Source organism: Methylobacterium sp. FW102-HT35C08 (genome assembly GCF_058790235.1).
Map to the genome: position 1 here is coordinate 4,810,705 of NZ_JBYTCL010000002.1, position 12,087 is coordinate 4,822,791.

General features: G+C 70.2%; 6 protein-coding genes. 5 read left to right on the plus strand and 1 reads right to left on the minus strand.

What is annotated here, in order from left to right:
* Positions 1–6: 6 nt before the first annotated feature.
* Positions 7–1,161: an aminotransferase gene (locus AC3WSN_RS22760; protein WP_492541043.1), complete on the minus strand. Its 1,155-nt coding sequence runs from the start codon at positions 1,159–1,161 to the stop codon at positions 7–9.
* Between the two features lie 356 nt (positions 1,162–1,517).
* Here AC3WSN_RS22760 and AC3WSN_RS22765 point away from each other — a divergent pair, with 356 nt between their 5' ends.
* The 5 genes from AC3WSN_RS22765 (at position 1,518) to AC3WSN_RS22785 (ending at position 11,986) form a co-directional block, all read left to right on the plus strand.
* Positions 1,518–1,688 carry a hypothetical protein gene (locus AC3WSN_RS22765; RefSeq protein WP_192710482.1) on the plus strand — a complete coding sequence of 57 codons (171 nt, stop codon included), beginning with the start codon at positions 1,518–1,520 and terminating at the stop codon, positions 1,686–1,688.
* 297 nt (positions 1,689–1,985) lie between these two features.
* A complete protein-coding gene (locus AC3WSN_RS22770) occupies positions 1,986–3,380 on the plus strand; it encodes an MdtA/MuxA family multidrug efflux RND transporter periplasmic adaptor subunit (RefSeq protein WP_192710481.1) in 1,395 nt (464 codons plus the stop codon).
* A gap of 274 nt (positions 3,381–3,654) precedes the next feature.
* Positions 3,655–6,783 carry an MdtB/MuxB family multidrug efflux RND transporter permease subunit gene (locus AC3WSN_RS22775; RefSeq protein ID WP_492541045.1) on the plus strand — a complete coding sequence of 1,043 codons (3,129 nt, stop codon included), beginning with the start codon at positions 3,655–3,657 and terminating at the stop codon, positions 6,781–6,783.
* Positions 6,780–10,244: an efflux RND transporter permease subunit gene (locus AC3WSN_RS22780; RefSeq protein ID WP_492541047.1), complete on the plus strand. Its 3,465-nt coding sequence runs from the start codon at positions 6,780–6,782 to the stop codon at positions 10,242–10,244. The genes AC3WSN_RS22775 and AC3WSN_RS22780 overlap by 4 nt, the downstream gene beginning before the upstream one ends.
* 185 nt (positions 10,245–10,429) lie before the next feature.
* On the plus strand, positions 10,430–11,986 hold the full coding sequence (locus AC3WSN_RS22785; RefSeq protein WP_492541049.1) for an efflux transporter outer membrane subunit: 1,557 nt from the start codon (positions 10,430–10,432) through the stop codon (positions 11,984–11,986).
* Positions 11,987–12,087 lie beyond the last annotated feature (101 nt).

Here is a 12,087-nt window from a genome sequence, read left to right on the forward strand (position 1 = left end):
TCCCCGTCACGCCACCCTCCCGGGAAGGCCGCTCATCCGGTCGAGGGCCGCGTCCAGGGTCGCGTCGGCCTTGGCGAAGCACAGGCGCACGAGGCTGCGCACGGCGGCGTCCGGGTAGAAGGCGCTGACTGGAATCGCCGCCACGCCGTGGCGGGTCACAAGGGCTTCGCAGAAGGCCGTGTCGTCCGCGTAGCCGAACTCCGCGATGTCGATGTTGAGGAACCACGTGGCCTCGGCCGGCAGCACCCGGAAGCCGAGGTCGCGCAGGCCGCCGGCCAGCCGGTCACGGGAGGCGGCGTAGCCCGCCCGCATCGTCTCGAACCACGGGGCCGGCTTCCGCAGGCCGTAGGCCACCGCCTCCTGGAGGTTCGGCGGCGTCGTGAAGGTGAGGAACTGGTGCGCCTTGGCGAGCCCGCGCATCAGCCGGGCATCGGCCATCACGAAGCCGACCTTCCAGCCAGTGAGCGAGAAGATCTTGCCGGCCGAGCCGATCTTGACCGTCCGCTCGCGCATCCCGGGCAGCGCCATCAGCGGCCGGTGGCGGGCGCCGTCGAACACCACGTGCTCCCAGACCTCGTCGCACAGCGCCGTGACGTCGAAGCGCTGGCAGTAGCGGGCGAGCAGGGCGAGGTCCTCCGGGGCGAACAGGGTGGCGCTCGGGTTCAGCGGGTTGTTCAGAACCACGACCCGGGTGCGGTCCCCGAACGCGTCCGCCAGGGCCGCCTCGTCGAGGCGGAAGGCCGGGGGCTGCAGGGCGACGATCCGCGGCACGCCGCCGGCCCGCCGGACCAGCGGCAGGTAGGCGTCGTACATGGGCGCGAACAGCACGACCTCGTCGCCGGGCTCGATCAGAGCCAGCAGCGCGCCGGCGAGCGCCTCGGTGGCGCCGGAGGTCACCATCACCTCGGTCTCGGGATCGAGCGTCAGTCCCTGATGCTGCGCGTAATGGGCGGCGACCGCCTCGCGCAGGGCCGGCAGACCCATCATCGGCGGATACTGGTTCCAGCCGTCGCGGAGCGCCCGCGCGCCCCGTTCGCGCACGTCTTCGGGGCCGGGATCGTCCGGAAAGCCTTGGCCGAGATTGATGGCGCCATGGACCTGCGCGAGCCGCGACATGGTCTCGAACACCGTCGTGGGCAGCGCGGCGAAAACGGGATTCATGCGGTGCGGCCCGGGGCCAAATGTGTCGCAGGTATCGGCATGACGGGTCTCGGCATCGCCGGCCTGTACCATGGCCGCCGCGCGATGCGGAATGTGCGCACTCGCACAGACGCGCTGTCCGGCGCCCAACAACCGGCTGACGAATGTTGACTTTCATCACTCGTATCGTAGGTTGAGAGCACGGTCGGAGCGGCGCTCTCGCCGATGGGGCTTCGCCCCCTCGCCCCGTCAGCGGAGTGCCGCTCCGGTCCTCACGAAGGGTCATCGACTTGCGGGTCGGTGGCCCTTTCGTCATGTCCGGGGCCGGCCGTTCCGGTCGCCGGACCGGCGCCCGGGATCCGACATCGGGATCCGACATGCGGATGACAGCGCGCGAGCTCCTCGGCTGCCTGCTTCTGGCCCTCCTGATCGGCGGCGCCGGATTCGGCCTGCGCCGCGCCCTGCCGGTCACGCCCGTAGATGCGGCGTTCCGCGCGGTGCTCAGCGCCTACGCGGCGCCGGCCGGCGGCCCCCAGCAACACGACTGAAACCTCACCGCCCTAGTGACGGCGCATTGGGCGGGCACCGAGGAACCCGCACGATCGAGGCCGCCCGGTGGCCATGACGCCGCGGTAAGGAGCCGTTCGGGTCCCGGACAGCTTTATGGGCTTACGCTCCCGTCCGCGGGATCGGAGCCGCCGCCGTCCCGACGGGAGGGTGAGCTTCGGCGGGGCCTCCGGGCCGCGGCAGCATGCGGCACCGCGGAGACCGGACATGGGGGTTTGGACAGTGAGGGATAGGGTGCAATCGGTCGCGCAGGCGACCGTCCTGTGCTCTAGTCAGGCATGAACGAGAGTTCACCGATCCGGACCGACACCGCCCGCGCCTACCAGCCCGGCGAGGCGCCCGCGCGCGACGTCCGGAGGCGGCGGTTCCGGCCGATCCGCTGGCTCGTGATCCTGGTGCTGCTCGCCGGCGCCGGGGCGATCGGCCATCGCTGGTACGAGGCCCGCACCGACAAGGGCGCCGAGCCCGCGACGGCCCATCGGGCCGGTGGCCGCGGCGGCCGGCACGGCGGCGCCGACACGCCGCAGGCGGTGGGCATCGCGCAGGTCACGACCGGCGACATGCCGGTGATCCTCCAGGGCCTCGGCACGGTGACGCCGCTCGCCACTGTGACGGTGAAGTCGCAGATCAGCGGCTATCTCACCCAGGTGAAGTTCCGCGAGGGCCAGACCGTCAAGGCGGGCGACGAACTCGCGCAGATCGATTCCCGGCCCTACGAAGCGCTGCTCGCCCAGTACCAGGGCCAGCTCGCCCGCGACCAGGCGCTCTTGCAGAACTCGAAGCTCGACCTCCAGCGCTACCAGACGCTGAACCGGCAGGATTCGATCTCGAAGCAGAACGTCGACACCCAGGCCGCCCTGGTGAAGCAGAACGAGGGCACGGTCGCGGCCGACCAGGCGCTGGTCGACCAGCAGAGGCTCAACATCGCCTACACGCACATCACGTCGCCGGTGGACGGCCGGGTCGGCCTGCGCCAAGTCGACCAGGGCAACTACATCTCGGCCGCCTCCACGGCGATCGTGGTGGTGACCCAGTTGCACCCGATCTCGGTGGTGTTCACCCTGCCGGAGGACGACGTGTCGCGGGTGATGCGGCAGGTGCGCGCCGGCGCGAAGCTCACCGTGCGGGCCTACGATCGCGGCGACGCGCACGAGATCGCAACCGGCCGGCTCGACACGGTCGACAACCAGATCGATACGACCACTGGCACGGTGAAGCTGCGCGCCCTGTTCGACAACGCCGACGAGGAGCTGTTCCCGAACCAGTTCGTAAACGCCAAGCTGACCGTCGACACGGTGCGGGGCGCGACGTTGGTGCCGAATTCCAGCCTGCTCCAGGGCACGCCCGGCACCTACGTCTACCTGATGGACGGGGACAACAAGGTCACGGTCCGGCCGATCAAGACCGGCGAGACCGACGGGACCAGCACCGTGGTGGCCTCCGGCCTGAACCCGGGCGATCGCGTCGTCACGGACGGCACCGACCGGCTGAAGGACGGCGCGCCCGTACGGATCACCGAGGGCGCGCAGGCGGCCGCGGGCGACGGGAAGGCCGCCGAGGCCAAGCCCGACGGCAAAGGGGATGTGAAGCCCGGCGCGCCCGCCGACACGGCGGTGGATTCCCAAGGGACAGCGGAGGGCGGTCGTCGGCACCGGCGCCGTCAGGCGCAGTGAGGACGGCTCTGGTGCGCGAGACCCGCGGCCTCCCCGCCCTCCTCCGCGGACTTGAGGCGCTTCCAGACGGTCAGTCCCAATCTCCTCCTCATACTGAGGGGCCGCGGAGCCGCCGTGAAGGAGGGCTCCAGGGATCGCCCGGCCGGCTGGAGGGCTCCTTCGAGGCCCGCGCTATGCTCCGGCACCTCAGGATGAGGGCGCGGACGGGATGGCCATGCCGTCCGATGCAAGCCTCCCTGCAGCCTAGGCTGTCCGGCGCGGACGAGTCGCGCCCATGAACCCGTCCCGCCTGTTCATCCTCCGCCCGGTGGCCACGACGCTGCTGATGCTGGCGATCCTGATCGTCGGCGGCGTGTCGTACCTGAACCTGCCGGTCTCGGCGCTGCCGGCCGTCGATTACCCGACCATCCAGGTCCAGACTTTCTATCCGGGTGCCAGCCCCGAGGTGATGACCTCCTCGGTGACCGCGCCGTTGGAGCGGCAGTTCGGGCAGCTCGCCAACCTCAACCAGATGACCTCGCAATCCTCCGCGGGCGCCTCGGTCATCACCCTGCAGTTCAGCCTGGACCTGTCCCTCGACATCGCCGAGCAGCAGGTCCAGGCGGCGATCAACGCCGCCGGCAACCTGCTGCCCTCCGACCTGCCGGCGCCGCCGATCTACGCCAAGGTCAACCCGGCCGACGCGCCGGTCCTGACGCTGGCGCTCACCTCCAAGACCCTGCCGCTGACCCAGGTCCGGGATCTGGCGGAATCGCGGTTGGCCCAGAAGATCAGCCAGGTGGCGGGCGTCGGCCTCGTGAGCATCTCGGGCGGTCAGCGGCCCTCCGTGCGGGTGCGGTTCAACGCAAGGGCGCTCGCCGCCTACGGGCTCAACATCGACGACCTGCGCACGACCATCACCAACCTCAACGTCAACACACCCAAGGGCACGATCGACGGGCCGAAGCAGTCCTACGCGATCAACGCCAACGACCAGATCCGCGACCCGAAGGCCTACGATTCGGCGATCATCGCCTACCGCAACGGCGCTCCGGTGATGCTCTCGGAGGTCGCCGACGTGGTCGAGGGGCCGGAGAACACCAAGCTCGGCGCCTGGGCCGACGCGACGCCGGCGGTGATCCTCAACATCCAGCGCCAGCCGGGCGCCAACGTCATCGCGACCGTCGACAAGATCAAGTCGCTGCTGCCGCAGATGCAGGCGAGCCTGCCGGCCGCCGTGGCGGTGGCGCCGCTCACCGACCGGACCACCACGATCCGCGCCTCCGTGGAGGACGTGCAGTTCGAGCTCGGCCTCGCCATCGCCCTCGTGGTGCTGGTGATCTTCCTGTTCCTGCGCAGCCTGTCGGCAACCCTGATCCCGAGCCTGTCGGTGCCGCTGTCGCTCGTCGGCGCCCTGTCGGTGATGGACCTGTACGGCTTCTCCCTCGACAACCTGTCGCTGATGGCGCTGACCATCGCCACCGGCTTCGTGGTCGACGACGCCATCGTGGTGATCGAGAACATCGCCCGGCACGTCGAGGCGGGCGACTCGCCCCTGGAGGCGGCGCTGAAGGGCTCCCGCGAGATCGGCTTCACCATCATCTCGCTCACCGTCTCGCTGATCGCCGTGCTGATCCCGCTCCTGTTCATGGGCGACGTGGTCGGGCGGCTGTTCCACGAATTCGCCATCACGCTGGCGGCCACGATCATCATCTCGGCGGTGGTCTCGCTGACCCTGGTGCCGATGCTGTGCGCGCGGCTCCTGAAGCACGTGCCGGAGGCCGAGACCCGCCACCGCCGGGAGGGCGTGATCTCCCGCCTCGGCCGACGCGCCATCGACGGCACGATCGAATCCTACGGCCGCTCCCTGCGGGTGGTGCTGGACCACCAGGGCCTGACGCTGCTGGTGGCCTTGGGCACGCTGGCGCTCACCGCCTACCTGTTCGTGGTGATCCCCAAGGGCTTCTTCCCGGTGCAGGACACGGGCGTGATCCAGGGCATCACCCAGGCCGACCAGTCGATCTCCTACGCCGCCATGGCCGAGCGGCAGCAGCGGATGGCCGAGATCGTCCTCAAGGATCCGGACGTCGCCAGCCTATCCTCGTTCATCGGTGTCGACGGCCAGAATGTCACGCTCAATTCCGGCCGGATGCTGATCAACCTGAAGCCCCGGGAGGAGCGCACGGCGTCCGCCAGCGCGATCATCCGGCGGATCTCGGCGGCGGCCGCGGACGCGCCCGGCATGCGGCTCTACATGCAGCCGGTCCAGGACCTGACCATCGACACCGCGGTCTCGGCGACCCAGTATCAGGTGATCCTCGAGAGCCCGAACATCGACGATTTCGAGACCTGGGTGCCGCGCTTCACCGAGGCGCTGGCGAAATCGCCCGTGGTCACCGACGTGGCGAGCGACCACCAGGGCCAGGGGCTCGCCGCCTACGTGACCATCGACCGGCCCACCGCCGGCCGCTACGGCATCACCCCGGCGACGATCGACAACGCCCTCTACGACGCCTTCGGACAGCGGATCATTTCGACGATCTTCACCCAGTCGAACCAGTACCGGGTGATCCTGGAGGCCGATCCGAAGCTGCACACGACCCTGCGTAGCCTCGACGCGATCTACCTGCCCTCCTCCACGGCGGCGAACGGTCAGGTGCCGCTGTCGGCCGTGGCGCGGATCAGCGAGCGGCGGGCGCCGCTGCTGATCTCCCATCTCGGCCAGTTCCCGGCCACCACCGTGTCGTTCAACCTCGCGCCGGGCGCGGCCCTCGGACAGGGCGTCGAGGCGATCGACCGGGTCAAGGCCGAGATCGGCCTGCCGCCCTCGTTCCGGGTGGTGCCGCAGGGCTCGGTCTTCGCCTTCCAGTCGGCGCTCGGCAACGAGCTGTTCCTCGTACTGGCGGCGATCGTCACGGTCTACATCGTGCTGGGCGTGCTCTACGAGAGCTTCATCCACCCGATCACGATCCTCTCGACCCTGCCGTCGGCGGGGATCGGGGCGCTGCTCGGCCTGATGCTGTTCGGCCTGTCCCTCGACATCATCGCGGTGATCGGCATCGTGCTGCTGATCGGCATCGTGAAGAAGAATGCCATCATGATGATCGACTTCGCGCTCCAGGCGGAGCGCGAGGACGGGCTGGAGCCTCGGGAGGCGATCTTTCAGGCCTGCCTCCTGCGCTTCCGGCCGATCCTGATGACGACGCTGGCGGCCCTGTTCGCTGCGGTGCCGCTGATCCTCGGCACCGGCGTGGGCTCGGAGCTGCGCCAGCCGCTCGGCATCTGCATCGCGGGCGGCCTGATCGTCAGCCAAGTGCTGACGCTGTTCACGACGCCGGTGATCTACCTGGCGTTCGACCGGCTGGAGCGGCGGATTTCCAGGCGGCGGGATCCTGATCTCGCGGGCGGCGAGGCGCTCCCGTGAACATCTCCGAGCCGTTCATCCGGCGGCCGGTGGCGACCACGCTGCTCACGATCGGCGTGCTGCTCGCCGGGCTGTTCGCCTTCCTGAAGCTGCCGGTGGCGCCGCTGCCGCAGATCGACTTCCCCGTCATCCTCGTCCAGGCGCAGATGGCCGGCGCCTCGCCCGACACCATGGCCGCCACCGTGGCGGCGCCCCTGGAGCGGCGGCTCGGCGCCATCGCGGACGTCAACGAGATGACGTCGACCAACACGCTGGGCTCCACCCGGATCGTGCTGCTGTTCGGCCTCAACCGCGACATCGACGGGGCGGCCCGCGACGTCCAGGCCGCGATCAACGCGGCGCGCGCCGACCTGCCCGCGGCGCTCCGGCAGAACCCGACCTACCGCAAGTTCAACCCCGCCGACACGCCGATCATCATCCTCGGCATGACCTCGCAGACGCTGACCCGCGGCCAGGTCTACGATTCCGCCGCCACCGTCGTGCAGCAGAAGCTGTCGCAGCTGCCCGGCGTCGGCAACGTCGATATCGGCGGCTCGTCCCTGCCGGCGGTGCGGGTCGAACTCGATCCCACGGCCCTGTTCAACTACGGCATCGGCCTCGAGGGCATCCGGGCGGCGCTGGCCTCGGCCAACGCCAACTCGCCCAAGGGCGAGATCGACGTCGGCCCCCGCCGCTACCAGCTCTACGCCAACGACCAGGGCCGCAAGGCCGCCGATTACCGCGACATCATCGTGGCCTACCGCAACGGCGCGGCGGTGAAGCTCACCGATGTCGGCCAGGTGCTCGACGGCGTCGAGGACAAGCGCAACCTCGGCATCGTCAACGGCGAGCCGGGCGTGCTGCTGTTCGTCTACAAGCAGCCCGGCGCCAACGTGGTCGAGACGATCAACGCCGTGAAGGAGGCGCTGCCGCAGATCACCGCGGCCCTGCCCGGCGGCATCGACATCAAGCTCACGGGCGACCGCAGCGCCACGATCCGCGCCTCGCTCTCGGCCACCGAGGAGACGCTGCTGGTGGCGGTCGGCCTCGTGATCCTGGTGGTGTTCGGCTTCCTGCGCTCCTGGCGGGCCACGCTGATCCCGGCGGTCGCGGTGCCGATCTCGATCATCGGCACCTTCTCGGCGATGTACCTGCTCGGCTACTCGCTCAACATCCTGTCCCTCACCGCGCTGATCATCGGCACTGGCTTCGTGGTCGACGACGCCATCGTGGTGCTGGAGAACGTCCAGCGGCACATCGAGGAGGGCAAGCCCCGGCTCCAGGCGGCCTTGATCGGCGCCCGGGAGGTCGGCTTCACGGTGATCTCGATGAGCCTGTCGCTCATCGCGGTGTTCCTGCCGATCCTGCTGATGGGCGGCCTCGTCGGCCGCATCTTCCAGGAATTCTCCGTCACCCTGTCGCTGTCGATCCTGATCTCCCTGGTCCTGTCGCTCACCACGACGCCGATGATGTGCGCCCGGCTGCTGCGCGCCGAGGGGCACGGTCCGGACGGGGCACCCGCTTCGGGGCGCCGGCCGAACCGGCTGATCCGGATGCTGGAGGGCGGCTTCTCGGGGCTGCTCCGCGCCTACGCGCGGACGCTGGAGGTGGCGCTCGCCCATCCGCGCCTCGTCCTGCTGAGCCTGCTCGCCACGGTCGGACTCAACGTCTACCTCTACATCATCGTCCCGAAGGGCTTCTTCCCCGAGCAGGATACCGGCCAGATGATGGGCGGCATCCAGGCCGACCAGCGCATCTCGTTCCAATCGATGGAGAAGAAGCTCAAGCAGGCGACCGCGATCGTCGGCGCCGATCCGGCGGTCGAGAGCGTGGTCGGCTTCACGGGCGGCCGGGGCACCAACTCGGCCAACGTCTTCGTCGGGCTGAAGCCGCTCAACGCGCGGGCGCCGATCTCCACCGTGATGGCGCGGCTTCGGCCGAAGCTGGCGCAGGTCGCGGGCGCGCGGCTCTACGTCTTCCCCCGCCAGGACCTGCAGATGGGCGGCCGCCAGAGCTTCGCCCAGTATCAGTACACCCTCCAGGGCGACACCGCCGAGGAGCTGTTCGCCGCCGCCCCGAAGCTGCTCGCCGCCCTGCAGAAGGACCCGACCTTCGCGGACGTCACCTCCGACCAGCAGGAGGGCGGGCTGGAGAGCCGGGTGGTGATCGACCGGGCGACCGCGTTCCGCTACGGCATCACCCCGAACAAGATCGACAACACGCTCTACGACGCCTTCGGCCAGCGCCAGGTCTCGACGATCTACAACCCGCTGAACCAGTACCACGTCGTGATGGAGATCGCGCCGCGCTACCTGGAGACGCCGGAGACGCTCAAGCAGATCTACGTCTCGACCTCGGGCGGCAACGCGGCCGGCTCGGCGACCACCAACGCGGTGGCCGGCACCGTCGCGGCGGGCGGCAGCGTCAACACCAACGCGGCGACCGGCACGAGCAGCCCGGGCAGCGCGTCGTCGGCGACCACGAGTGCCGGGGGCGCCGCCGCCGGCACCGGCGCGGTCGGCGGCGCCCCCGGCAGCACGGGTGCGGCCGCCGCGGCGGCCTCGGCCAGCACGGCCGACACGGCGTCGAACGCCGCCGCGATCGCCTCCGACTCGGCCCGCAACGCGTCCTCCAACGCGATCGCGGCGAGTAAGGGCGGCGCCTCGTCGAGCGCCCCGGTCTCGGCCGCCAAGGAGACGATGGTGCCGCTCTCGGCCTTCGCGCGGATCGAGCCGGGGAACGCGCCCGTGCAGGTCAGCCACCAGGGCCTGTTCGTGGCGACCACGATCTCGTTCAACCTCGCGCCGGGCAAGAGCCTGTCGGACGCCACCGCGGCCATCGACCAGGCGATGGCCTCCCTACGCCTTCCGGCGACGATCCACGGCGAGTATGCCGGCGCGGCCAAGAACTACGTCGCCTCGGCCTCGCGCCAGCCCCTTCTGATCCTGGCGGCGATCCTGGCGGTCTACGCCGTGCTGGGAATCCTGTACGAGAGCTTCGTGCACCCGCTGACGATCCTCTCGACCCTGCCGTCGGCCGGCGTCGGCGCGGTGCTGGCCCTGCTGGTGACCGGCACCGACTTCACCATCATCGCGCTGATTGCGGTCTTCCTGCTGATCGGCATCGTGAAGAAGAACGCGATCATGATGATCGACGTGGCGATCGACGCCGAGCGGACCCGGGGCGCAAATCCCGTGGACGCGATCCGGGAGGCCTGTCTCCTGCGCTTCCGGCCGATCATGATGACGACGCTGGCGGCCATGCTCGGCGCCGTGCCGCTGATCCTGGCCAACGGCGAGGGCGCGGAGCTGCGCCGGCCGCTCGGCATCGCCATCGTCGGCGGCCTGATTGTGAGCCAGATCCTGACCCTCTACACCACCCCCGTCGTCTACCTCACTCTCGATCGCCTCCGGCACAGGGTGCTCAACCGCCGCAGGCGCGCCGGACGGGGCGGAGAAGCGGCGCTGCCGGCCGGGGAATGATGGTTAAGGTTTCACGTGAAACAGCGGCGGCTCCGGCCGGGTGTGAGCATCTGTCCAACCGACGCCCCCATCCTGAGGCGCCCGCGCCAGCGGGCCTCGAAGGAGGGTTCCAGGGATCGCACAATCAGCTGGAGCCCTCCTTCGAGGCCTCCGCTGTGCTCCGGCACCTCAGGATGAGGGCGCGAGTGGGCATCACGCCTGCTTCCGTCGGACTGTCGAGTCACCAACCCGCCGCTGCCGATCGCCGGTGCCGCACCCTCGCGTCCCTCCTCCTCGCCGCCCCGCTCCTCGCCGGCTGCGTGGTCGGCCCCGACTACGCCCGGCCCTCCGTGGAGACGCCCCTCGCCTACAAGCAGGGCGGCGTCCGGGAGGACAGCCCGGCCTACGTCGCGGCGCGGAAGAAGGGCTGGCGCGAGGCCCGGCCGAGCGACGCCGTCGAGCGCGGCGACTGGTGGCGGGTGTTCCGGGATCCGACGCTGGATCGGCTGATCCGCCTGGTCGACGTCGACAATCAGTCCCTCCGGCAGGCGGTGGCGAATTACCGGCAGGCGCGGGCGCTGGTCGCCTCCGCACAGGCCGCCCTGTACCCGACGGTGATCGGCGCGCCGAGCATCACCCGGACCGGCAGCGGCACCACCACGCGGACCAACGTGGCGCTGATCGGCCAGGCGAGCTGGGAACTCGACCTGTTCGGCGGCACTCGCCGCAACATCGAGAGCGAGGCGGCCCTGGCGCAATCCGACGCCGCCACGATCGCGCTGACCCGCTTGTCCATCCAGGCCGAGATCGCGGCGGATTACCTGACGGTGCGCTACGCGGATGCCTTGCAGAAGGTGCTCGACGAGAATGTCGAGAACTTCAAGAAGACCCTGGCGATCACCGAGAACCAGTACGCCGCCGGCGTCGCGGCCCGCTCCGACGTGATCACCGCCCAGACCCAGGTCCAGACCATCCAGGCGCAGGCCATCGCGGTGCGCCTGACCCGGGTGCAGTACGTCAACGCCATCGCCACCCTGATCGGGCGGCCACCCTCCGAGGTGTCGATCCCGGTGGCCGGCATCGGGCGCAATCCCCCCGGGGTGCCGGTCGGGATCCCGGGCGATCTTCTGGAGCGGCGGCCGGACGTGGCCCAGGCCGAGCGGCTCGTCCAGGCGCAGAGCGAGCGCATCGGCGTGGCGGTGGCGGCCTTCTTCCCGACCGTGACGATCTCGGCCCAGGGCGGGATTTCCGGGGCGACCCGCAACGGCCTGCTCTCGGCGGCCAATCAGGTCTGGTCGGTGGCGGCCTCCGGCAGCGAGGTGCTGTTCGACGGCGGCGCCCGCACGGCGGCGCTGCGCTCGGCCGAGGCCGGCTACGACGCCGCGGTGGCCAATTACCGGCAGGTGGTATTGTCAGCCTTCGCCGAGGTCGAGAACCAGATGGCCGCGCTGCGCATTCTCGGCCAGCAGCAGGGGGCGCAGGACACCGCCGTGGACCTGTCGCGCAAGGCCGTGGAGATCACGCTCAACGAGTACCGGGCTGGCACCCAGAACTTCACCACCGTGGTGACCGCGCAGAACCTGCTGGTGACCAACGAGGTCAACGCCCTCCAGGTACGGCTGAGCCGCTTCACCGCGGCGGTGACGCTCATCCGGGCGCTCGGCGGCGGCTGGGACGTGCGCGCCCTGCCGAGCGATTCCGAGCTGAAGGGTCCGAGCCTGCCGATCGACCGGGGCGGTCAGGCGGTCCGCCCGGACGAGTAGGGTGCGTCGGACAAGTTCGTAGCCTGTTCGACGCAGACCTTCCCACCCTCCGCCCTCATCCTGAGGCGCCCGCGCCGGCAGGCCTCAAAAGAGCGCTCCAG

Excerpts from the sequence above, each read along its gene's own strand:
- AC3WSN_RS22760 (WP_492541043.1), bottom strand. The coding sequence starts at position 1,161 with ATGAATCCCGTTTTCGCCGCGCTGCCCACGACGGTGTTCGAGACCATG.
- AC3WSN_RS22765 (WP_192710482.1), top strand. The coding sequence starts at position 1,518 with ATGCGGATGACAGCGCGCGAGCTCCTCGGCTGCCTGCTTCTGGCCCTC.
- AC3WSN_RS22770 (WP_192710481.1), top strand. The coding sequence starts at position 1,986 with ATGAACGAGAGTTCACCGATCCGGACCGACACCGCCCGCGCCTACCAG.
- AC3WSN_RS22775 (WP_492541045.1), top strand. The coding sequence starts at position 3,655 with ATGAACCCGTCCCGCCTGTTCATCCTCCGCCCGGTGGCCACGACGCTG.